The 23,032-nt window shown below is 68.0% G+C and carries 20 protein-coding genes; 12 read left to right on the forward strand and 8 right to left on the reverse strand.

Features of this window, described 5'->3' with window-relative positions:
- Positions 1-141: 141 nt before the first annotated feature.
- Positions 142-885 (forward strand): SDR family oxidoreductase, encoded by a 744-nt coding sequence (locus tag KY500_RS02385; RefSeq protein WP_219902189.1) that lies wholly within the window; start codon positions 142-144, stop codon positions 883-885.
- Here the strand turns inward: KY500_RS02385 and KY500_RS02390 are convergent.
- Positions 820-1,866, reverse strand: coding sequence for an alpha/beta fold hydrolase (locus KY500_RS02390; protein WP_219902190.1), 1,047 nt, complete (start codon positions 1,864-1,866; stop codon positions 820-822). The two genes, KY500_RS02385 and KY500_RS02390, sit on opposite strands and share 66 nt — an antisense overlap.
- Positions 1,867-2,051: 185 nt before the next feature.
- On the opposite strand from KY500_RS02390, the gene KY500_RS02395 reads away from it, so the two are divergent.
- The gene (locus tag KY500_RS02395; RefSeq protein WP_219902191.1) at positions 2,052-3,125 is read left to right on the forward strand and encodes an alkene reductase; all 1,074 of its coding nucleotides are present in this window, start codon (positions 2,052-2,054) and stop codon (positions 3,123-3,125) included.
- A gap of 8 nt (positions 3,126-3,133) precedes the next feature.
- Here KY500_RS02395 and KY500_RS02400 read toward each other — a convergent pair whose 3' ends face one another.
- Positions 3,134-4,270 carry an aminotransferase class I/II-fold pyridoxal phosphate-dependent enzyme gene (locus tag KY500_RS02400; protein WP_219902192.1) on the reverse strand — a complete coding sequence of 379 codons (1,137 nt, stop codon included), beginning with the start codon at positions 4,268-4,270 and terminating at the stop codon, positions 3,134-3,136.
- A gap of 115 nt (positions 4,271-4,385) precedes the next feature.
- Here KY500_RS02400 and KY500_RS02405 point away from each other — a divergent pair, with 115 nt between their 5' ends.
- From KY500_RS02405 to KY500_RS02435, 7 genes are all read left to right on the forward strand, one after another.
- Positions 4,386-4,991 carry a hypothetical protein gene (locus KY500_RS02405; protein WP_219902193.1) on the forward strand — a complete coding sequence of 202 codons (606 nt, stop codon included), beginning with the start codon at positions 4,386-4,388 and terminating at the stop codon, positions 4,989-4,991.
- Positions 4,992-5,185: 194 nt separating this feature from the next.
- Positions 5,186-5,899, forward strand: a complete 714-nt coding sequence (locus KY500_RS02410) for a hypothetical protein (RefSeq protein ID WP_219902194.1) — start codon at positions 5,186-5,188, stop codon at positions 5,897-5,899.
- 142 nt (positions 5,900-6,041) lie between these two features.
- Positions 6,042-7,739: a S1C family serine protease gene (locus tag KY500_RS02415; protein ID WP_219902195.1), complete on the forward strand. Its 1,698-nt coding sequence runs from the start codon at positions 6,042-6,044 to the stop codon at positions 7,737-7,739.
- A gap of 141 nt (positions 7,740-7,880) precedes the next feature.
- Positions 7,881-8,942, forward strand: a complete 1,062-nt coding sequence (locus KY500_RS02420; RefSeq protein WP_255579734.1) for a glycosyltransferase family 2 protein — start codon at positions 7,881-7,883, stop codon at positions 8,940-8,942.
- Positions 8,939-9,751: a CDP-alcohol phosphatidyltransferase family protein gene (locus tag KY500_RS02425; RefSeq protein ID WP_219902196.1), complete on the forward strand. Its 813-nt coding sequence runs from the start codon at positions 8,939-8,941 to the stop codon at positions 9,749-9,751. The genes KY500_RS02420 and KY500_RS02425 overlap by 4 nt, the downstream gene beginning before the upstream one ends.
- Before the next feature lie 14 nt (positions 9,752-9,765).
- The gene (locus KY500_RS02430) at positions 9,766-10,653 is read left to right on the forward strand and encodes a glycosyltransferase family 2 protein (protein WP_219902197.1); all 888 of its coding nucleotides are present in this window, start codon (positions 9,766-9,768) and stop codon (positions 10,651-10,653) included.
- A gap of 81 nt (positions 10,654-10,734) precedes the next feature.
- Positions 10,735-12,015, forward strand: coding sequence for a CDP-glycerol glycerophosphotransferase family protein (locus KY500_RS02435; RefSeq protein ID WP_219902198.1), 1,281 nt, complete (start codon positions 10,735-10,737; stop codon positions 12,013-12,015).
- A 129-nt stretch (positions 12,016-12,144) separates the two neighbouring features.
- On the opposite strand, the gene KY500_RS02440 is transcribed toward KY500_RS02435, so the two are convergent.
- The 4 genes from KY500_RS02440 to KY500_RS02455 form a co-directional block, all read right to left on the reverse strand.
- Positions 12,145-13,041, reverse strand: a complete 897-nt coding sequence (locus KY500_RS02440) for a hypothetical protein (protein WP_370626865.1) — start codon at positions 13,039-13,041, stop codon at positions 12,145-12,147.
- 124 nt (positions 13,042-13,165) lie between these two features.
- Positions 13,166-13,912: an ABC transporter ATP-binding protein gene (locus KY500_RS02445; protein ID WP_066593940.1), complete on the reverse strand. Its 747-nt coding sequence runs from the start codon at positions 13,910-13,912 to the stop codon at positions 13,166-13,168.
- A complete protein-coding gene (locus KY500_RS02450; RefSeq protein ID WP_236900838.1) occupies positions 13,912-14,712 on the reverse strand; it encodes an ABC transporter permease in 801 nt (266 codons plus the stop codon). The genes KY500_RS02445 and KY500_RS02450 overlap by 1 nt, the downstream gene beginning before the upstream one ends.
- A 70-nt stretch (positions 14,713-14,782) precedes the next feature.
- Positions 14,783-15,475, reverse strand: coding sequence for an NTP transferase domain-containing protein (locus KY500_RS02455; RefSeq protein ID WP_066593948.1), 693 nt, complete (start codon positions 15,473-15,475; stop codon positions 14,783-14,785).
- 493 nt (positions 15,476-15,968) lie between these two features.
- On the opposite strand from KY500_RS02455, the gene KY500_RS19705 reads away from it, so the two are divergent.
- The 3 genes from KY500_RS19705 to KY500_RS02470 are packed head-to-tail and all read left to right on the forward strand — an operon-like array spanning position 15,969 to position 20,077.
- Positions 15,969-18,212 carry an ATP-binding cassette domain-containing protein gene (locus KY500_RS19705; RefSeq protein WP_370626867.1) on the forward strand — a complete coding sequence of 748 codons (2,244 nt, stop codon included), beginning with the start codon at positions 15,969-15,971 and terminating at the stop codon, positions 18,210-18,212.
- On the forward strand, positions 18,188-19,762 hold the full coding sequence (locus tag KY500_RS02465; protein ID WP_255579737.1) for a hypothetical protein: 1,575 nt from the start codon (positions 18,188-18,190) through the stop codon (positions 19,760-19,762). Before KY500_RS19705 ends, KY500_RS02465 begins: the two co-directional genes overlap by 25 nt.
- An 18-nt stretch (positions 19,763-19,780) precedes the next feature.
- On the forward strand, positions 19,781-20,077 hold the full coding sequence (locus KY500_RS02470) for a DUF3039 domain-containing protein (RefSeq protein ID WP_120337710.1): 297 nt from the start codon (positions 19,781-19,783) through the stop codon (positions 20,075-20,077).
- A gap of 22 nt (positions 20,078-20,099) precedes the next feature.
- Here the strand turns inward: KY500_RS02470 and KY500_RS02475 are convergent, their stop codons facing one another.
- Both KY500_RS02475 and KY500_RS02480 read right to left on the reverse strand, forming a co-directional pair.
- Complete coding sequence (locus KY500_RS02475) at positions 20,100-21,437, reverse strand: nicotinate phosphoribosyltransferase (protein ID WP_219902199.1); 1,338 nt, start codon at positions 21,435-21,437, stop codon at positions 20,100-20,102.
- Between the two features lie 337 nt (positions 21,438-21,774).
- Positions 21,775-23,007, reverse strand: a complete 1,233-nt coding sequence (locus KY500_RS02480) for a beta-ketoacyl synthase (RefSeq protein ID WP_219902200.1) — start codon at positions 23,005-23,007, stop codon at positions 21,775-21,777.
- Between the last annotated feature and the right edge of the window lie 25 nt (positions 23,008-23,032).

Consider the following 23,032-nt stretch of genomic DNA (forward strand, 5'->3'; position numbering starts at 1 on the left):
ATCATTATCCCGCCTGCGTACCTGCTACCTGGGTCCCTCTGCTCGTGCAGCGAAACCGGACCGGATTTCCACCATAGCGGAGTACGCTCAGTTTTGAGTGAACTATTAGTTCACGTTGAATTCGTTCGAAGGACGGAAATCATGGGTCGGGTAGAAAACAAGGTTGTTCTCATCAGCGGTGGCGCGAGGGGCATGGGCGCCGCGCACGCGCGGTTGCTGTTATCGGAGGGCGCGAAAGTGGTGCTCGGCGACCTGCTGGATGACGAGGGAGCTGCGCTGGCCGCCGAGCTGGGTGAGTCTGCGAGCTACACACATCTCGACGTGACCAAGTCGGAAGACTGGGCGACCGCCGTGGCTCACGCCGTGGACAAGTTCGGGGGACTGGACGTCCTGGTGAACAACGCCGGCATCGCCAACGGCGCTCCGATCACGGAGTTCCCGGTGAACGTGTGGAACAAGACCCTGGAGATCAACCTCACCGGCACCTTCCTGGGCATCCAGGCCGCGGTGCCCGAGTTGGCCAAGAGCGCCAGGGGGCCGTCGATCATCAACGTGTCCTCGGTCGAGGGCCTGCGCGGCAGCGCCGGACTGCACGCCTACGTGGCCTCCAAGTTCGGGGTGCGTGGACTGACCAAATCCGTGGCTCTGGATGTGGCAGCCATGGGAATCCGGGTGAATTCGATCCACCCGGGCTTCATCGTCACACCGATGACGCAGAACCTCTATCACCACATGCTGCAGATTCCGCTCGGACGCAGCGCCCAGCCCTCCGAGGTGTCGCAATTGGTGCTGTACCTGGCCAGCGACGATTCCAGCTACTCAACGGGCTCGGAGTTCGTGGTCGACGGCGGCCTCACCGCCGGCATACCGGTCAACAAGAGCTGAGTCCTGCCCTGCTCGCGGCAGCACCGCGAGCAGGGTGTCGAACGGGCGCTCCACGTGGGCGAAATGCCCGGTGCCGTCGAGCACCGTCACGTCGAGATCGGTGATGACCGCGGCCATCCTGTCGTCGTCGAGAGCACTGACGAAGACATCCCGGTCGCCGTGAACAGAGCGCACCGGGCAGGTGATGCCCGCCCACGCGCCGGCGGCGTCGTACCGGCCGGCCCGGTCAGCGGCCAACGCGAACGAGCGAGGCCGGGCCTCGGCACCGAGCGCCGCGACGACGCTCACATCGATCTCGGACACCCGGCTGAACAGTGGGGTGACGAGCTGGCGCAGCAGGCCCAGCCGGTGCAAGGTGCGTACGAGTCCCGTGCCCGCCTGGCCGAGGCCGCTCAGCACCCGCATGACGCCGAGCAGCATGGTGAAGCCGGGCAGCACCGAGAATCGGGTGAGCGGATGCTGCACGCTCTCAATCACACTGAAAGTGGTCGCCGACACCAGGCCGACGAAGCGCGTGCGCCGGGGCTCGCTGCACGCGAGTTCCAGCGCCACGACGCCGCCGAGGGAGTGCCCGAGGACCTGCCAGTGCTGGTAGCCCAGGGCCAGGGCGATCTCGGCCACGGCGGCCGCGAGGGACTCGATCGTCTCGGCGGATTCATCGGCGGCCAACGGGGTGTCACCCCAGCCGGGCAGGTCGGGAATGATGAGGTCGGTCAGTGGGGCAGCCCCTGCCCGGTCGGCCGCGGCGATCAACGGGGTCCAGGTGCTCCACGATCCAGCCGCACCGTGAAGCAAGATCGTGGCACCGCGCCCACCGGTCGCGGGCCCGGTGCGCCGGCCGTGCCGCACGGTGACCGCACCGAGCGCAGTGTCGATCCGGCTGGTGATGAGGCCGAGCCGCAGCTCATCCGTCGTCAACGGGAACGGGGCGTAACGCGGGTCGGAGCCGGGTGCGCTCGCGGCTCCGGGGGTGGTGGTCATGTCAGGGGTTCGTCGCCGACGAGCCTCCGGATTGGCCGTACCGGAGGCTGGGCACCAGCTGTGCACGTCGCCGAGGCGGAATAGCCCGCGCTCTTGCGCTGTTGAGTCCTCGGGACGCATGAGCGGCCGCGCCAAATTAGTGGCGGGTCGTGGCGTTCGCACCGAACAGATATAAGGAGCACTACGTGAGTCTTTTCACCCCGCTGAAACTTGGCGCCCTCGAGCTGCCCAACCGACTGGTGATGGCACCGCTGACCCGGATGCGTTCCGGCGTCGACGGCATCCCCGGCGAACTGAACATCGAGCACTACAGCCAGCGGGCGACTCTCGGGCTCATTGTCACCGAGGGCGTGTACCCCGACAAGGCGGGCCAGGGCTTCCCGGGCCAGCCGGGCCTCGTCACTGACGAGCAGGTCGCCGGCTGGACCAAGGTCGCCGACGCCGTGCACGCCGCGGGCGGACGCATCGTGGCGCAGGTCATGCACGCCGGCCGGGTCACCCACGAGGAGACCAACGGCGGCCTCCAGGTCGTCGCCCCCAGCGCCATCGCCATCAACGGCGAGAGCCACACCTACAAGGGCAAGCTGGCTTACCCGCAGCCGCGCGCGCTCACGCTCGACGACCTCCCGGGCATCATCGACGGCTTCGTGCAGGCATCACGCAACGCCATCGAGGCCGGCCTCGACGGCGTCGAGATCCACTCCGCCAACGGCTACCTGCTGCACGAGTTCCTCTCTCCGGCATCCAACCAGCGCGACGACATCTACGGCGGCTCGCCCGAGAACCGGGCCCGCTTCGTCATCGAGGTCACCACGGCCGTGGCCGCAGCCATCGGAGCCGACCGCGTGGGCATCCGCATCTCACCCGAGCACAACATCCAGGATGCGCTCGAGACCGACCCGGCCGATTTGCTGGCCACCTATGGCGCGCTGGTCGACGGACTGGCCCCGCTCGGACTGGCCTACCTGAGCGTGCTGCACCGCGACCCGGCCGGCGAGCTCGTTCCCGCCCTGCGCGCGCGATTCGGCGGACCCCTGCTGGTCAACACGGGTTTCGGTGAGGTCACCACCCGCGCCGAGGCCGTGGCGCTGCTCGATGACGGTCTGGGTGACGGCGTAGTCGTCGGCCGCGCCGCGATCGCCAATCCCGACCTCGTGCGCCGCTGGCTCGAGAACCTGCCGCTGAACGAGCCCAACCCGCTCACGTTCTACGGTCCGGATGCCGTGGGTTACACCGACTACCCGGCCTACGCGAACTAAACCTCGCGTCAGGCACAGAACACCCCCGAGGCGTACTCGGCCTTGTGTTCCGGCAGGCAGAACGCCGTGATCGGGATACCGACGACCCCGGCCAGGTCGGGCAGCGACCGGCAGAACTCCACGGCGTCCGGGTGGCCGAGAGCGGCGGCATCCGCCACGATGAAGTACGAGCCCCGCGGTGCGGTGAGGGTGAACCCCGCCGCCGTGAGCCCGCCGCCGAGAACATCCCGCTTGGCCTGCAGGTCGTCGGCGATGCCGGTGTAGTACGAGTCGGGCAGATCGAGTCCCACGGCCATCGCGGGCTGGAATGGGGCACCGTTGACATAGGTGAGGAACTGCTTGACCGCGAGGATCGCCGTGACGATCGCGGCCGGCGCGCTGAGCCAGCCGATCTTCCAGCCCGTGGTGCTGAAGGTCTTGCCGCCGGAGGAGATGGTGACGGTGCGTTCGCGCGCGCCGGGCAGGGTGGCCACGGGCAGGTGTGCGACGCCGAAGGTGAGGTGCTCGTACACCTCGTCAGTCACGATCAGGGCGTCGTGCTTGTGCGCCAGGGCCACGATCTGTTCGAGGGTCTCCCGGCTGAAGACCGTGCCGGTGGGGTTGTGCGGGTTGTTGATCAGGATGATCCGGGTGCGGTCTGTCACGGCGGCCGCGAGCTCGTCGAGGTCGGGCTGGAAGTCGGGGGAGCGCAGCCGCACAGTGCGGTGCACGCCGCCGGCCAGGGCGATCAGCCCGCCGTAGGCGTCGTAGAACGGCTCGAAGGTGACCACCTCGTCGCCGGGTTCGAGCAGCGCCAGCAGTGTCGCCGAGAGCGCTTCGGTGGCGCCGGCGGCCACGAGAACCTCGGTGGCCGGGTCGACGGTGAGCCCGTAGAACCGTTGTTGGTGCCGGGCGATGGCTTCGAGCAGCACCGGCATGCCGCGCCCCGGCGGGTACTGGTTGACGCCGTTGGCGATGGCTTCGCGAGCGGCCTCGAGAACGATGGCCGGGCCGTCCTCGTCGGGGAAGCCCTGCCCGAGGTTGATGGCGCCGGTGCGCATGGCGAGCGCGGTCATCTCGGCGAAGATGCTGGCGGAGATGGTGCCGTCGGCACCGAGGAGGCCGGCACCCTGGGCGGTGCGACGCCAGGCGCCGGTGATCGTCATGTGGTGACCTGCATACCCCCAAATTTACGACATCCCGCACCTCCTCTTTGCGTGCTGCCCTTCTTGCTCGCCGCGCAGGCGATTGACCTGTGGATAACTTGCACACGGAAGGGGCGTGCTGTTCTACGGTGGCGGCATGGGGATCGTGGGCGGTAGACGACGAACAGTCGGGCGGATGGTGATGGCGGCCTGCGTGGGCAGCCTGCTGTTGGGTGCAGCGGGCTGTACGGCTCCGTCCACGCCCACTCCAACGTCGAACCCGCCCACGGTCGCCCCAATCTTCGCCTCCGACGAGGAGGCCCTCGCGGCGGCTGTAAAGGCCTACACGAATTACGTCGAAACGGCAGATTTGATCATCACCGAAGGGGGAATCGATCCAGAACGTATTGTGCAATACACATCTGGCGATTTAGCGGAGACTGAGATGCAGTCCTATCGGTCTCTCCAGCAGCAGGGACTGCACGGTACCGGGATTAGCGCGTACAGCAACTTTGCCATTCAGACCTTCACCCCCGATGCACCTCACGGTGAAGGGATACTGACCGCATACGTTTGTTCGGACGTTTCGGGCACGGACATTGTCGACGCGGAAGGCCGTTCCACGCTTGCGGATGAACGTCACTCAAGAACGCCATTCTTGATTGTTTTCGATCTCAATTCTGAGGGCAACCGGCTGCTCGTGTCGGCCGCCAATGTCTGGGATGGCGCGGGTGTCTGCTGATGAATGGGGCACTCCGGACAGCGGCGCTCGTTGCAGCCTGCGTTGGTCTTTTGATCGCTGGTGCCCCCTTTAGCGCTGGTGCCGCGGTCCGAATGGAAGCCTGCAGCAGGCTTGATGTGCGCCAGGACACCTGCTCACAGGTGGGTGCTTCGGCGGGCAACGGCGGTGTGGATGTCAGGGCGGGACGTGATGAGGTGACGCCGGGTCGGCAGGGATCCGGCTCTGGCTCGGGTTCGGGTTCTGGCGGCGAACGCGGCGGAGGTGGCGGCAGCGGTCTGCCCAACGGGGTCAAGTTCGTTCCCGGCGGTGTCGCCGTGGACCAGGGTGACGCGGCCACCGCTCCGCTCGTTCCTCCTCGGCGGGGAACGGTGACGGCGCCTGCGGTCCCGGCCTGTCAGCCGCAGACGCCGTGCGACCCCGACCTGATCGTGCGGGTGAGCGACCTTGTCAGCATCCCCGCCGAACGCCCCACCCAGGGGATGGAACCCAACGGCTGGCTCGTTGTGGGAGTCCCGACCAACTTCTTCGCCACGGCTTCGTCCCACGTACACTCTGGCCCGCTGCTTGGGTCCCCGGCAGAGGTGAGGTTCACGCCCGTGGAGTTCCGCTGGGACTACGGCGATGGAACGTCGCGCACCTCGGCGACAGGCGGTGGGAGCTGGGCCAGCCTCGGTCTTGTCGAGTTCTCAGAAACCCCGACAAGCCATGTCTTCGACAACACCGGAACGCTCTCGATCGGATTGACGGTGTCGTACGCCGCCGAATTCCGCTTCGCTGGCGGCGACTGGCGCCCGGTTCTCGGCCTCGTGGCCGTTCCGAGCGGGCCGATGAGTGCAATTGCGGACCGTGCGGGCACAGTGCTGGTCGCCGACAACTGTTCCGCAAATCCCCGGGGTCCCGGCTGCTGAGCGTCCCCGTCGGGCCCCGCCCGGATCCTGCATGAATCAGCGCCGGGCAAGGTCACGGCTTCATCATTGACTGCTCCCAGCCTGCGCATATCAAACGCTCAGCTTCAAGCGAGAAGCTATCTTCGCTTGGAAGGAGCACATCATGACTGACAGCACTCAGAACTCGGGCAACACCCCCGACCAGCCGCACGACGGCACGCCCATCGAGGTGAACTCGAGCGGTGAGGCCGTGACCGGGCACCCCAACGTCCCTGCAGACAACTCGGCTCCGGAAGCCACGGCACCGCTGCCGCCGGCACCGGCTGCCGACCCCGCTGCCCACAACACCGCCGCCGCCGGCACTGCCGACAACTCCGCTCACAGCCCAGCCGCCGCGAGCTCAGCCGCTCACCCCGCTGCCGCGCACCAGGCCCACCAGCCCCACCAGGCCCAGCAGACGCAGCCGACCCAGCCTTACGGTCAGCCCGCCGCCTACCCGGCCTACCCCACGGATGCCTTCGGCCGCCCTATTCCGGGCCCCGACGGATCCACCCCGATTTACGCGCCCACCCCCGCTCAGCAGCAGGCCTACGCCAACGGCGCCGGCTACCCAGCGCAGCCCGTCAGCGGCGCCAAGCCGCCAAAGGACCCGAACCGTCGCAAGGGCAGCATGGCCCTGGTGGCCGCTTTGGCCATCGGCGCGCTGGTCGGCGGCGCATCCGGTGCGGGAGCCTCGGCCTACTTCTACTCCACGCAGAACAACGGCACCCCGGCCAGCCAGGCTCAGGGTCCGAGCACAGTCGTGGTCAACAACACCGACAGCGTCAACGAGATCACCGCTGTGGCCGCCAAGGCCTCACCCAGCGTCGTCACCATCGAGGTCGCCGCGGGCGATTCCGGCGGAACCGGCTCCGGAGTGATCCTGAGCAAGGACGGCTACGTCCTCACCAACACCCACGTGGTCACCCTCGACGGTGCAGCCGCCGATGCGAAGATCCAGGTCAAGTCCAGCGACGGCAAGCTCTACTCCGCCACGCTGATCGGCACCGACCCGGTGTCCGACCTCGCCGTCATCAAGCTCGACAACGCCAAGGATCTCACTCCCATCACCTGGGCCGACTCCAGCGACCTCAACGTCGGCGACACTGCTATTGCGATCGGCGCGCCGCTCGGCCTGTCCGGCACCGTGACCAACGGCATCGTCAGCGCCCTGAACCGCAGTATCACTGTGGCATCCTCTGCCGCCCCCACGACGCCCGACCAGACCACGCCGAAGGGTGGCGACGGCAATTACTTCAACTACGATCTGCCGGGCAATACCCCCGACACCCAGGGCAGCCAGGGCGCCCAGAGCAGTATTTCGCTCTCGGTGATCCAGACGGATGCCGCCATCAACCCCGGCAACTCCGGCGGTGCGCTCCTAAACAGCAAGGGCGAGCTCATCGGTATCAACGTCGCCATCGCCAACGCCGGCGGCAGTTCCTCGTCGAGCGCGGCCGGTAGCATCGGGGTCGGCTTCTCGATCCCGGCCAACCTGGCCAAGCGTGTCTCCACCGAGATCATCGACAGTGGCTCCGCGTCACACGGCCTGCTCGGCGCCAGCGTCACCAGCGCGACCAGCACCGACAGTGCCACCGTCGGCGCCTTGATCAGCGAGGTCTCCTCCGGGGGAGCCGCCCAGAAGGCCGGGCTGAAGGCCGGTGACGTCGTCACCAACTTCAACGGCGTGCCGATCACCGACGCCACCGACCTCACCGCCCAGGTGCGTACCCTCGCTGCCGGCGACACCGCCGACCTCACCTACGTGCGCGACGGCCAGTCGGTCACCGTGTCCGTCACGGTCGGCGAGCTCACCAGCTAGCCCTCCGCTGCTCCTTCCCACTGCGCCGCCGGTTGTCAGACCGGCGGCGCAGTGTCGTTTAACACCGGGGGAGCGCCCGGCGGGAACCGGGTGAAAAGGCTCGGCTGCTAGGCTCAGGCGATTGTCCGAATGAGTGGAAAGATGGCCAGCCCAGTGCAGGAGAGCGCAGACACAGAGCTGATCGGTGTCTCGTACATCATGCCGGTGCTCAACGAGGCCAGCCATGTGCGGGCCGCGGTGCACAGCCTGCTGGAGCAGGACTACGACGGCCCGTTCGAGGTGACCCTGGCCCTCGGCCCGAGCATCGACGGCACCACCGAGCTGGTAGAAGAGATGGCCGCGGTCGATCCGCGCATCCGCGTCGTCGCCAACGAGGTCGGGTCGACGCCCGCGGGCCTCAACATCGCCATCCGGGCCTCCCGCTACCCCGTCGTGATCCGCGTCGACGCGCACTCGGTGCTGCCCCGCGATTACGCCCGCATCGCCGTGGAGACCCTGCAGCGCACCGGCGCCGACAACGTCGGCGGAATCATGGATGCGCAGGGCACCGCCCCGTTCCAGCAGGCCGTTGCCCGCGCCTACGGCAGCAAGATCGGCCTGGGCGGCACACCGCTGCACGTGGGTGGCGCCGAGGGCGAGGCCGAGACCGTGTACCTCGGCTGCTTCCGCCGCGACAGCCTGTTACGCGTGGGCATGTTCGATGAGGGCATCAAGCGCGGCCAGGACTGGGAACTCAACCGGCGTCTGCGCGACAGCGGGGGTTCGGTGTGGTTCACGCCGCGGCTCAAGGTGATCTACCGGCCGCGCCCGAGCTTGTCCCGGCTGGCCCGCCAGATGACCTCCACCGGGCTGTGGCGCGGCGAACTCGCCCGTCGGTACCCGGCGGCCAACGGCCTGCGGTACTTCGCACCGCCGGTCATGGTGCTCGGCGTCACGGTGGGCACTCTGCTCGGTCTGGTCGGTCTGGTGCAAACCCTGCTCGGCGCCCCGAGCTGGCTGCTGCTGGGTTTCCTCGCCCCGGCGGCCTACCTGCTGATTGTCCTGGTAGCCACCTTGACGGCAACGCGGCCCGACGGGTTACGTGTCTCGCTCTGGTTTCTCGTAGTCTTGCCCTGCATTCACTTCTGCTGGGGTGTTGGTTTCCTCCTCGGGTACCTCAAGCTCACCACTAACATCTCGGCACACACGGGAAGACATCAATGACGTCAGGTTCGCCCAACACGGCTCGGCCCTCTTCGATCGCCGAGCTTCGTGCCGTCGCGCAACCTCCCGAGGTGCGGATGCGCGCCAACGCCGAGCACTGGACGGCCTCGCTGTACCTGCGCGACCTGTCGCCGTACCTGACCTGGATGCTCTTGAAGACCCGGATCTCGGCCAACGGCGTCACCGGCCTGATGATCCTCGTCGGCTGGTCCACGGCCGGTGCCCTGCTGATCCCCGGGATCTGGGGTGCCCTGCTGGCCCTGATCCTCGGCCAGCTGCAGATGCTGGTGGACTGCTGCGACGGCGAGGTCGCCCGGTGGCGCAGGACCTCCTCTCCGGCCGGTGTCTTCCTCGACAAGGTCGGGCACTACTCGACCGAAGCCTTGATCCCCATCGCCCTGGGCATCCGCGCGGCCGCCTATCCGTTCGAGGCCCCCGCCGACTTTCTGTTCACCACCCTCGGCCTGGCGCTGGCGCTGCTGATCGTGCTCAACAAGGCCCTCAACGACATGGTGCACGTGGCCAGGGCCAACGCCGGCCTGCCCAAACTGGCCGACAACAAGGGCGAGAAGGTTCCGCAGGCCGGCTTGATCGCCACCCTGCGCCGCCTCGCCCGGTTCCTGCCCTTCCACCGCCTGTACCACTCGGTGGAGCTGACCATGGTGATCTTCGTCGCCGCGGTGATCGGCCTCATCGTCGGCCAGCCAGCCACCGACCGGGTCTTCCTGGCCGTGCTTGTGCCGCTGGCCTTCCTCGCGCTCATCGGCCACTTCCTGGCGATCATGGCCTCGAAGCGCGTGCGCTCCTGAGCCCGGACAGCCCGATGCCCGCAGCATCCGCCTCGACGCCGCCCACGATCGGCGTCGTCGTACTCACCCAGGGCCGCCGTCCCGACGACCTCGACCGCGGCATCCGCAGCCTGCTCGCCCAACAGGACGTACGGCTCGACATCGTCTGCGTCGGCAACGGCTGGCAGCCCACGGGCCTGCCCGACGGTGTTGCCGCACTCGCGCTGCCCGAGAACCTCGGCATCCCCGCCGGCCGCAACCGCGGGGTCGAGCATGTCACCGGGGACTACCTGTTCTTCCTGGACGACGACGCCAGCCTGCCCGACCCACGCTTCCTCATCGAGGCCGTCGGCATCCTGCGCGCCGACCCGAGCATCGGGCTGCTGCAGCCGCAGGTCGTCGACCCCGCCGGCCTCACCGCCCCGCGCCGCTGGATCCCGCGCATCCGCAAGGGCGAAGCCACGCACTCCAGCGCCGTCTTCTCGGTGTGGGAGGGTGCCGTGCTGCTGCCGCGCCGCGTGTTCGACGCCACCGGCGGCTGGGCCGAACCGTTCTTCTATGCCCACGAAGGTATCGAACTCGCCTGGCGGGTCTGGGACCAGGGCCTGCGTACCTGGTACGCGGGCAACCTGGTGGCCAATCATCCGGTGATCCTGCCCACCAGGCACGCCGACTTCTACCGGCTCAACGCCCGTAACCGGGTCTGGATCGCCCGGCGCAACCTTCCCGCAGTTCTGATGCCGTTCTATGTGGGCTCCTGGACGGTCATCCAGGTGCTGCGCGGCGCCCGCAACCGGCCCGCCCTGGCCGCCTGGTTCCGGGGCTGGCGAGAAGGCTGGGCCACCGCTCCGGGTGAGCGACGCCCCCTGCACGCCCGTACCATCTGGCGGATGACCCGCGCCGGCCGGCCGCCCGTCATCTGAGCGCCTAACGATTGGCTACCGTTGCGTCCCACGACAGCACCCGCACGGCGTTGCCCCGATCTCGGTAGGTAGGCTGGAACAGTGGTAAGCAGCAAAGACATCCGACTCGCAGCAAAGCTGGTCAAGGATGTGCTCGCCTCTCGCAAGGCCCAGCGCTTACTGACCGAGCGCCTCTCGGCGCGTGGCCCGCTGCCGGCCCATCGCTACAAGATCGCCGTGTACTTCGCGGATGGGCCGGTGAACCTCTACCAGATGCGCCAGTGGTACAAGCCTCTGGCCAAGCTGGCCGAGACCTGGCCTGTTGTGGTGCTCAGCCGCACCGCCGGCGGCACCCTCAAGCTTCTCGAGGAGAGCCCCGTGCCGGTGGCCTACGTGCGCAAGATCGTCGACCTCGAGCGGTTGATCGCCGAGCAGGACATCCGCATCGTCCTCTATGTCAACCAGAACTCCCGCAACTTCCAGATGATGCGCTACGGGCGCCGCTGGCACGTTTTCATCAATCACGGTGAGAGCGACAAGATGTACATGACGACCAACCAGTTCAAGGCCTATGACTACTCGTTCGTAGCCGGACGGGCGGCCGTGGCCAGGCTGGGCAAGGTGCTCTGGGACTACGACTTCGACAAGCGGGCGATCACGATCGGCCGGCCGCAGGCCGACCACTACTCGGGCCAATTGCCGTACACCCCCGACGAACGCACCGTCGTGCTCTACGCCCCCACCTGGGAAGGCGACCGGGCGGCCGCAGCCTACGGGTCCGTCGCCACCCACGGAGTGTCCCTGGTCACCGCGCTGCTCCAGAGCCCGCGGCACCGGGTGATCTACCGGCCGCACCCGCGTAGCGGCGTGGTCGACCACGCGTACGGCCAGGCCAACAAGCAGATCATGGCCGCCATCACCGCGGCGAACGAGCGCGACGCCGGCGCCCAGCACATCATCGACACCGGCGCAGACCTGGGCTGGCAGCTGTCGGCCGCCGATGTGGCGATCGTCGACATCTCAGCGATGGTCTACGACCGGCTCGCCTCGGGCCGACCGCTCATGGTCACCCGCCCGCAGAACCCCCTGGCTGCCATCGACACCAGCGGCTACCTGTCCGATTGCGAGTGGCTCGCCACTGGCGACACCGCCGGCATCGTGGAGACCCTCGACGAGCTCATGAGCGACGACACGGCCGAGGTGCGCCTGCACGCCTGGGTCGAGCAGTACTTCGGCGATCCCACCCCCGGAGCGGCCACGGCCCGTTTCCACGGCGCGATCGGGCATCTGCTGGAGGAATGGGACCGGTTCGCCGCGTTGCACGCCGACGACGACGCAGGCCTGGTCGAGTTCGAGGACGTCAGCGAGATCGACGAGGTCTAAGCGGCCGCAGGCGCACGTCGGTCGAGCCTGTCGAGACCCTCGTGACCTACGTGTGTGTGTGTTGCGCCTCACACGTCGGTCGAGCCTGTCGAGACCAGGTGAGCCGATCTCGACGGCGCGACCCGCGGTCTACTCTCCTGCCGGTGCGACCACTTCCGGTTCGACGGCACCACTGGCCGGCCGACGACGCAGCGGCCGGGGTAGGGCCCGCAGCGCGCCGTGGCCCAGCTGGGTCAGCCGATTGGCCGGAACGACCGCCCCGTCGCGCAAGGTGATGGTGTGGGCCCGCGGGTCGAGCTCAGGCCGAAACTGGGCGGGAGCCTGGCCGAATGCGAGCCGGGACGACCCGACAACACGCTTGCCCAGGATGTGGTTGCCCATGCCGCCGATCACGGCGCCGATGCCGAATGGCACTGCCTTGCCGATCAGGCTCGCTCCGCCCTTCGCGGCGAACTGCCGGATGAACGACCGCTTGAGCTTGTCGGTCAGCGGCCCCATGATGGCGCGGGGCAGGCTGGTGGTCACGAGTTCGCCCCAGTACGCGGTGCGGGCGACGCCGCCGCCGGTCACCTGGCCGGCGAGCTGGCGCACCAGGTCGGAACCCTCGTGTCCGAGCATCATGGTCATCACCAGGGCGCGGGCGCGTTCGGGATCGTCGACCGTGATGCCGTGTACCTCACTCACGGATTGCGAGAACAACGCCGTCGCTTCGAGGAACCCGGCCGTTTCCACGCCGGAGAGAGCAATGGTGATCCCGGTGCCCACGCCGGGGATCACCGCGGTAGCGCCCACGGCTGCGCCGCCGCTCGTGACAGCGGCCAGATAACGGCGCTCCAGGATCCGTACGATCTGGTCGGGGGTGGCCTCCGGGTGACGGTGGCGGATGCTGCGGATGTGCGCGAGTACGGCGGGGCGGTGGATCGCCATGACCCGGTCGAACCCTGTGGCCACGCTGGGCGGCAGCTGGCCGCCTCGTGGCATGCCGCCGGTGGGTGAGAGCAACGGTGTGGGCTTCTTCTTAGCCATGGTGCAATCCTCCTGGGGTGCGCAAACCACGAGTTTACGGGCCGAAACTGGGCATCCCCGAGGGAATTCCCAGCAGAACGGTGACGACCGGGCGTGACGAATCGGGGTCGGGTGACGTCACGAATCAGGCCGGTTTGACGCCGTATTCGGCGTTGTACCGGTCGAGGACCTCGTCGATGGGACCGTCCAGCACCAGCGCACCCTTGTCCAGGTAGAGTCCCCGGGCGCAGAACCGGCGCAGGTCACGTTCGTTGTGCGAAACGAAGAAGAGGGTGCGGCCGCCGGCCAAGAGCTCTTCGATGCGCCGGTAGCACTTCTCCCGGAAGGCCTTGTCGCCCACGGCGAGCACCTCGTCGACCAGGATGATCGGCTCTTCGAGCCGGGAGATCACCGCGAACGCGATGCGCACCTTCATACCGCTGGAGAGGTGCTTGTACGGGGTGTCGACGAAGTCGGCGATCTCCGCGAAGGTGATGATCTCGTCGAAGCGTTCGTCGATCTGCTTGCGCGTCATGCCGTGCAGACCAGCGGTGAGGTACACATTGTCGCGAACGGTGAGGTCGTCGACGAAGCCGCCGGTGATCTCGATCAGCGGCGCGACACCCTCGATGACGTCAACGGTGCCCTCATCGGGCAGCACAACACCGGTGACCAGTTTGAGCAGGGTGGACTTGCCCTGGCCGTTCCGCCCCACCACGCCGATGGCCTCGCCACGCTGCACCGTGAACGACACGTGCTGCAACGCCCAGAACTCGCCAGGGCGGCTGCGGCGGCGGCTGCCGGCGAACAGGTCCTTGAAGTTACGACGGCTGCGCCGGTTGCGGCGGAACCGGATGCCCACGTCGTCGAGGGAGATGACCGTCTCGCTCATCAGATCTCCTTCAGCACGGCGCGCTCGGTGCGGGTGAAGACCAGGAGACCGATCAAGAGGAAGGCCACCGACATGGCGGCGCCGACGCCCACGATGAACCAGTCCAGTTCGCCCGGGAAGAACGCGGCACGGTACAGGCTGAAGATGCCGCTAAGCGGGTTGAACGCCGCCCAGAAGTGCAGTTCTTTCGGCAGGTCACTGGTGGCGTAGATGATGGGCGAGGCGTAGAACAGGAAGCGCAGGATCAGCTTGACGGCACGCTCCAGGTCGCGGAAGAACACGACCAGGGGAGCCACGATGAGGCCGATACCGGCCGTGAGGATGGCCTGGATCAAAATGGCCAGCGGAAAGAAGACGGCATCCGCGTTGATCGTGGCGCCGGAGAAGATGGCGAAGAGCACGAGCACGGGGATGGCGGCGAGGAACTCGATGCCCTTGGACAGTACAAGCCGGTTCACCCAGATCGTGCGGGGGATCCGCGTCGAGCGGATGAGCTTGGCTTCACGCAGGAACGCGCGGGTGCAGTCCGAGATGGCGCCGTTGAACCACATCCACGGCAGTAGGGCCGCGAGGAGGAAGACGATGTACGGGTCTTCGCCGACGGAACGCTTGAACACGACCGTGAAGACGAACCAGTAGATGCCCGCCATGACCAGCGGATCGAGGATCGACCAGAAGTAACCGAGCACCGAGGTCGAGTAGCGCACCCGCAGGTCGCGCTGGGTCAGCAGCCACAGCGAATGACGGTAACGCGCAAACGGGGTGCGCTGTTCAGGACGCACCTGAGCGTAACTACTCACGCGCTCTATCGTATGGGAGCCGGTTGGGGTGCCGCGCCACCGGCGACGGCCCCCCACCGATCGATAAGGGTCAGACGAACAGGTTCGCGCGCTCGAGGTCCTCGGCGAAGTCGACCTCGACCGCGTAGAAGTCCGAGATGTCCACGGGCTCGACGAGCATGCGGTTCTTCTCGATCGCGAGCTCGATGCCGCGCTCGAAGTAGTCCTGGTCTTCGACCTTGCTCAGGTGGTGGATGAGCATCGCCTTGTCGGCGGCCGACACGTAGTTGATTCCAACGGCCTCGCCGAGACCGTTCTTGACGGTCTTCGACAGCTCCTTGATGTAGCCCTCGGCGCTGGTCGTGTACTTGACTTCTTCGTCGGACACCTTGGACGTGTTCACGGTCACGAACGACTGGTCGCGCTTCATCATCGAAGCGGCGCGGTCGAGGATGGCCGGGTCGAACACGACATCGCCGTTCATCCACAGCACGCCGCCCGTGGCGGAGGCGCGCAGGGCGCGGAGCAGGCTCTTGGACGTGTTGGTCACGTCGTACTGCTCGTTGTAGACGAAGGATGCCTGCGGGAACGCCTCGATGATGTGCTCGAGCTTGTAACCGACGACGATCGTGACCTTGGTCTTCTTGCCGAAGGCATGCTCGATGTTGTCGAACTGCTGCTGCATGATCGTGCGGCCGTCGTTGAGTTCGGTCAGGGGTTTGGGAAGCGAGCGGCCGAGTCGGCTGCCCATTCCTGCTGCAAGTATTACTACCTGGGTGGTCACGAATATCTCCTCAGAAAGATCTGGGTGGCCCCGCTTGTGGCACTGAATTCAGTCGAATTTGCCTGCGGTTCACCCTTAAGTTCACGTATAGACACTTCGTTATGCCACCTTCAGACTAGCTGAACACCCCGTTCCGGGGGAAGGGACGTTCGCATGCGTGTCCGGATCGTGACGATTCGCGCCGTCTCGGCGACCCCGCACGCAAGCGGCGCGGTGGGGAAAAACTTTGGTGAGAATCCGCCGCCCACGACGGTGAGCCTCTGCGAGGTCGGATGGTCCTTGGTAGGTTAGCGAGGTGACTCCTGTGCCTCCGAACTCCGAGCCAGACGAGCAGACTCCGGTCTTGCGCGTTCCCGATACGGAGCCGGAACGCGAGGGTATCGCCGTCGAAAGCGGCACCCCAGCGGACCGCCCCCCTCAGCCTGCTTCTGCTACGAGCGCCGCGCCGAAAATCGCGCCGAAGAGCGCAGCGAAGCCACCCCGTAAGGCCCCTGTGCGTAAGCCGAGCACGCCCGATTCTGCGACCGCGGCGGCCGGTTCGTCAACGTCCGAATCTGCGTCCGACGAGGCGGCCCCGGCCAAGCCGGTGCGCAGCACCACCCGCGCGCCGCGCAAGCCGGCCGCTCCGCGCGCCGGCACGGCCGCGCGCAGCTCTGCCACCGCGAAGGCCTCGACGGATGCCGCCCAGCCCAAGACCCCTGCCGCTGCGACGAGTGACTCCGCAACCACAGACTCCGCAACGGGCGTATCTCCCGCCGCCACGCCGGCCACCGCGGCCGAGCGCGTCACCGTGACCCGTACCCCGGCCGCGCGCACATCGCCGGTCGCCAAGGCCACCCGGCTGCCGGCAACCACCACGTCCACCGCCGATACCGCCGAGGCTGTTGCGGCCGCGGCCCAAACTACCGACGGCGACCCGGCGACGGCCTCCAGCGCCACGGCGGGTGGGTCCGCCGCCACTAAGCCCAAAACCACCCCGGCTCGCACCACCTCCGCCCGCACGGCGGCGTCGAAGGCCGCTGCCGCCAAGGCCGCGGCAGCGAAGACCGAGTCGGCGACCAAGGCAGGGGCTGCCCGCACCGCAGCGACCAAGGCCGCCGCTGCGAAGTCAGCTGCAGCGCGTGCAGCGGCCACCTCCGCCCGCACGGCTGCGGCCGCTGCCGCACGTGCCGCCGCCCTTGCCGCTGCCAGTACCGACGCCGAATCCGCCGACCCTGCCGTCTCCGGTCGGGTGCCGACCGTGGCGGGCCAGGCCTCGACGGCCGCCGCACCGGTCACCGACGTGCCAGGCACCGACGTGCCAGGCACCGACGTGCCAGGCGCCGACGTGCCAGATACCAACGTGCCTGCCGCTGTCGTTCCCGCCGCTGAGGCATCCGCGCCTGTCGTCACTGAACCCGCCGCATCGAAGGCGCCCGCCGCTGGTCAGGCCGCGCACGACGTGGCTGTGACGGACGACCCGCCGGTCGACGACCTGGCCCAGGCCGACCCGCCCACGGTTGTGCGTTCAGACGTGACGGACCCGGCAACCGACGGCCACGACGACGCGACTCGAATCTTCACCGTCACGGCCGAGCCGGCCGACGAAGAGACCATGGAAGCCGCACACCAGCCCATCGCAGCTACGGCTCCAGCCGCGCGACGTCCGTTCTGGCGACTGCCGCGGTTCGGCGGCAGGGATGCCGCGGAGACATCGGGCGCCGGCGTGGCCGCGGCCTCTGCAACTGCAACTGCAGTCAACGCCTCCACCGCAGCTTCCGTGGCGGACAGCACCGCCGTCGAAGCCGCTACCGACACCTCGGCGGCTGCCGATCCTGCACCGGCGACCGGCGCCACCCCGGTGAGCCTGGTCGACGCCGTCACCACGCCTGCTGAGAAGCCTGTAGCGAAGCCTGCGACGACCACCCCGCGCATCGCGCCGGTGCTCCGCAAGCCCCTGCCGCCGCGCACGGGTGCCACGATCGTCAGCGACTCCGCCCCGGTGGAGATCGCTGTCAATGGCCTCAACAAGCGCTTCGGCCAGAACGTGGCCGTGGCGGGAGTCGACCTCGAGGTTCGGTCGGGCTCGTTCTACGGCATCGTCGGCCCCAACGGGGCGGGCAAGACCACGACCCTGTCGATGATCACCGGACTGCTCCGGCCCGACTCGGGCTCCATCCACGTGCATGGCATCGACGTGTGGGCCGACCCCGTCGCCGCCAAGCGCGCCATCGGCGTGCTGCCCGACCGCTTGCGCCTCTTCGACCGCCTCACCGGCGCCCAGCTGCTGTACTACGCCGGCGTGCTCCGCGGGCTGGAGAGCGAGACGGTGCGCACCCGGTCCGCCGACCTGGCTGCCGCTTTCGGTCTCGAGGGCGCTCTCAACCGGCTGGTGGCCGACTACTCGGCCGGCATGACCAAGAAGATCGCCCTGGCCTGCGCGATGATCCACTCGCCGCGCGTGCTGGTGCTCGACGAGCCGTTCGAGTCGGTCGACCCGGTTTCCGCCGTCAACGTCACCGAGATCCTGCAGCGTTACGTCGCCGCAGGGGGCACGGTCATCCTCTCCAGCCACGGCATGGACCTCATCCAGCGGGTCTGTGACCATGTGGCCATCATCGTGCAGGGCTCGGTCCTCGCGTCGGGAACGATCGACGAGGTGCGCGGAAACGTGTCGCTCGAGGAACGCTTCGTCGACCTGGCCGGCGGACGAAAGGTTGCGGAGGGCCTGGAGTGGTTGCACAATTTCTCGGACTGAAACTGAGGCTCCTCGCCAATCTCTTCCGGCGTAGCCCGTGGCAGGTCGTGGGGGTCGTGCTCGGCCTGATCTACGGGTTGCTCGTGGCCGCAGCCCTGGTGGCCATGCTCATCGCGTTCCGTTTTGTCGACGATGTGGGCACCATCCGTGACGGGCTCATTGTGGTGGGCTCGATCGTCGTGCTCGGCTTCATCCTCGTGCCGCTGGTCTTCGGTGTCGACGACAGCATGGACCCGCGCAAGTTCTCCACCCTGGGCATTCCGACCAAAGACCTGTCCCTGGGGCTGGCCGTCTCGTCGCTGGTCGGTGTGCCGGCGGCCACCTTGACGCTGGTGCTTCTGGGCACCGTTGTCACCTGGTCACGCGGTGTGGGGGAGACCCTGTTCGCGATCATCGCGGCGGCACTGCTGCTGGGTACCTGCATGCTCGCGTCGCGGGTAAGCACCTCCATCGCCGCCTTCCTGCTCTCCACCCGCCGCTCGCGGGAGTTCACCGGCATCGTCGGCATCCTGCTGATCGTCATGATCACGCCCGTCGTGGTGCTGCTGGTCAATGTGGACTGGAGCCAGTACGGCCTCGACCTGCTCGGCGGGTTCGCGGCCATCCTCGGCTGGACTCCGCTGGGCGCCGCCTGGGCCGTGCCGGGCGACGCAGCCGCCGGGGACTGGGGCACGTCATTCCTCCGCTTGCTGATCGCCGCAGGCACCCTGTACCTGATCTGGCTGGCCTGGCAGGGTCTGGTGGCCCGGATGCTCGTGAGCCCCGGCCGGGAGGCTCAGGCGCGCGCCTACGGCGGCCTGGGCTGGTTCGACCGCATGCCGCACAACCCGGTTGGAGCCATCGCCGCCCGCAGCATCACCTACTGGGGACGCGACCCGCGCTACTGGGTGTCGCTGATCATGATTCCGATCGTGCCGGTGCTGGTGATCCTGCCGCTCGCGGTGGCCGGGATGCCCATCGAGTACCTGGCCCTGGTGCCGGTGCCGCTCATGTGCGTCTTCCTCGGTTGGACGTTGCACAACGACGTCGCCTACGATCACACCGCGATCTGGCTGCACGTGGTTTCCGGACCCCGAGGATTCGCCGACCGGGTCGGCCGGCTGGTGCCCGCCTTCTTCGTCGGTATCCCGTTGATCGGGCTCGGCTCGGCCATCAGCGTCAGCGTGTACGGTGACTGGGCGGTCCTGCCCGGTGTGCTCGGCGTGAGCACCTGCATCCTTCTGGCTGGCCTGGGCTTCTCCAGCTTCACCTCGGCCCGGTTCCCGTACCCCGCCACCAAGCCCGGCGACAGCCCGTTCGCGCAGCCACAGTCCTCGGACACGGCAGCGGCGGTCATCCAGTCATTCACCTTCGTGGGATCGATCATCGTCGCGTTGCCGGCCATCGTCTGCGCGGTGCTGGGAATCTTCGTCGACCCGCTCTGGAACCTGCCCGCTCTCTACTGGGGCCTCGGTATCGGCTTCGTGGTGCTCGTCGGCGGCATCTGGCTCGGCTCGCGCACCTTCGAACGTCGTGGACCGGAGATGCTCTCCTCCGCTTTGCGCGCATAGCTGCATACACTTGATGGCATGACACACGACATTCGAGCGAGCATCGCTGAGCCCGGCCGGGGCCCCGGAACCGGTGGCGGAACGTCCACCCTCGACCGTGAACTCGAGGAACTGCTGGGCCAGGAACAGATCGAACCGGGCGACCACGAACGTTTCTCGCACTACGTGCCCAAGGACAAGATCCTCGAGTCCGCCATGACCGGGAAGCCGGTCAAGGCGCTGTGCGGCAAGAAATGGCTGCCGGGGCGCGACCCGGAGAAGTTCCCGGTGTGCCCGACCTGCAAGTCCATCTACGAAAAGATGAAGCAGGACTGACCCTCCGCCGGTCAGCTGGTGATCAGGCGAAGACCGTCGGGATCACTGCGTCGCCGCGGCCCAGCCGGAATGCGTCCACGGGCAGTTCCCGCATCGCTGCGGCGTTCTGCTCGCGGGCCAGCCGGGTGCCGGACGGGCCCAGGTACCGTTCGTCCACCACGCCGGCCTGCATGAGCGGTACCAGAAGCGGCCGCTCCGTAGCGCTACCGGGCCGAGCGGAGGCATCCGTCGCCGAGGCGACAGCGAGGCCGTCGTCGTCCACCTGCACCACCTCTTCCTGGGCGATGCCGGCCGCGTCCAGGCGGCGCAAGGCATTCTTGCGGCCGCCGACCGAGGCCTTCGACGCGGACGTCTTGGCCACCGACACCCACTGGTCGGTGTCGTCCTTGTGCGCCACCAGCTTGTAGACCATGCCGGCCGCCGGGGCGCCGGATCCGGTCACGAGCGAGGTTCCCACCCCGAACGCGTCGACGGGGGACGCCGATAGGGCGGCGATCGAGTACTCGTCGAGGTCGCTGGTCACGGTGATTCGGGTGTTCACGGCGCCCAGAGAGTCCAGCTGCGCGCGAGCGGCGGCCGCGACGGTGGGCAGGTCGCCGGAGTCGATCCGGATCGAGCCGAGGCCGGTGCCCGCCACGGCCACGGCGAGCTCGATACCCCGCTCGATGTTGTACGTGTCCACCAGCAGGGTGGTCGACGTGCCGAAGGCGTCCACCTGGGCGCGGAAGGCATCCTCCTCACTGTCGTGCAGCAGGGTGAAGGAGTGCGCTGCCGTGCCCATGGTGGGGATGCCCCAGCTGCGGCCGGCCTCGAGGTTACTGGTGGCGGCGAACCCGGCGATGTACGCGGCGCGGGCGGCGGCCACAGCGGAGTATTCGCCGGTGCGACGCGAACCCATCTCGGCCAGCGGGCGACCCAGGCTCACCGACACCATCCGGGCTGCGGCACTGGCGACGGCGCTGTCGTAGTTGAGCACGCTGAGGATGAGCGTCTCGAGCACCACGCACTCGGCGAAGGTGCCGTCGACCTGGATCAGCGGGGAGCCGGGGAAGTACGCGTCGCCCTCGCGGTAGCCCCAGATGTTGCCGCTGAAGGAGTAGTCTGCCAGCCAGTCGAGGGTGGGCGGGCGCACCACGTCATTGGCGCGTAGCCAGTCGAGCTCGGCGTCGCCGAAGCGGAAGTCCCGGATCAGATCGAGCAGCCGGCCGGTGCCGGCCACGATGCCGTAGCGCCGGCCCGTGGGCAGCCGTCGGGCGAAGGCCTCGAACATGCACTCCCGGTTGGCGGTGCCGCTCTGGATGGCGGCATCCACCATGGTGAGTTCGTAGCGGTCGGTTCGTAGTGCAGAAGACTCGGTCACGCGGGCAAGCCTAGCCGCCCGGCCTGTCCGGCCGCGGGTCTGCCGGGCTGGCGGCGGGACGCCCGTGAGCCGCCCCGCCGCCAGCAGCCTCGGTGACTTGCCGGAAAGTGCCGCTTCCCGCCCTCCGAAAGGGCATCTTCCGGCAAGTCGGCGAAGAAAAACTCACTGACTTGCCGGAAAGCGCCCCTTCCCCGCCTCCGAAAGGGCGCTAAGCGGCAAGTCGCGGGGGCAGCATCCGGTGCGATACGACGAACGGCCCCGTCACGAAAGCTGAAGGGGCCGTCAGAGGCGAGTCAGGCCGCCCTGAACGGGCGGCTGCAGGGCGACTCGGAGAGGCTTACAGGGCGCCGAAGGCGACGATGCAGTTCTGGCCGCCGAAGCCGAACGCGTTCACCAGGGCGTGCTTGATGGGCTGGATGCGCGCGGTGAGCGGCGTGTAGTCCAGGCCGCACTCCGGATCGGGGGTGCGCAGGTTGATGGTGGGCGGCACGATGCCGTTCTTGATCGACAGGGCGCCGATCAGTGCGGACAGCGCCCCAGCCGCACCGATCATGTGCCCGGTCATCGACTTGGGCGCCGTGATCGAGATCTTGTCGGCGAAGTGCCGCAACGACTGGCGGATGGCGAGCGTCTCGGCCTTGTCGTTCGCCTGGGTGGACGTGCCGTGGGCCACGATCATGTCGATGTCGGCCGGGTTGAGTTTGCTTCGGTCCAGAGCCCGGGTGATCGCCTGGCTGGCGTACTGGCCGGACGGGTCGGGGGCCACGATGCTGAAGCCGTCGCTGGTGAGGGCGCCGCCGAGCACCTCGGCGTAGACCCGGGCGCCGCGGGCCTTGGCGTGCGAGAGCAGCTCCATGACGAACACCACGGCCCCTTCGCCGAAGACGAGACCGTTGCGGTTGGCATCGAAGGGGCGGCTGGCCTCGGTGGGCTCCTCGTTGTGGGTGGAGGCCGCGTGCATGGCGTTGAGGCCCGCGAACATCACCGGGGTGATGGCCGCCTCGACACCGCCGGCGATGACGACGTCGGCGTCGCCCATCACGAGCATGGTGCGGGCCTCGAGCAGCGCGTAGGCGCCGCTGGCGCAGGCCAGGGCGCTCGCGTTCACCGGGCCGTGCACGCCCAGGTCGATGGCGATCTCACAGGCGGCCATGTTCATCAGGGACGACGGCACGAAGCGGGGAGAGATACGTCGGGCGCTGCCGGCGTTGACGTGCTCGGTCGCATCCTGGATCTCGGCGTAGCCGGAGACCGCACTGTTGACGATGACAGCCGTGTGGATACCCTCCATCGACGGACCGAAGCCGGCGTCGGCGACGGCTTCGCGGGCGGCGGCGATGGCCATCTGCGAGGCGCGGGAGGCGCGCTTGGCCTGCTTGACCGACATGCGGGTGACGGGGTCGAACCCCTTGACCTCGCCGGCGATCTGGGTGGGCAGGTCCGTGGCGTCGAACTGCGTGATGCGCGCCACTCCGCTGCGGCCGCTGGTGAGGCCGTCCCAGGTCTCGGTCCACGAATTACCGAGCGGTGTGAGGGCCCCGAGTCCGGTGATTACGACGCGATCAGTCATGACGATCATCTCCTCAGACGGCACG

Origin of the sequence: Cryobacterium sp. PAMC25264, from assembly GCF_019443325.1 — a bacterium.
GTDB lineage: Bacteria > Actinomycetota > Actinomycetes > Actinomycetales > Microbacteriaceae > Cryobacterium.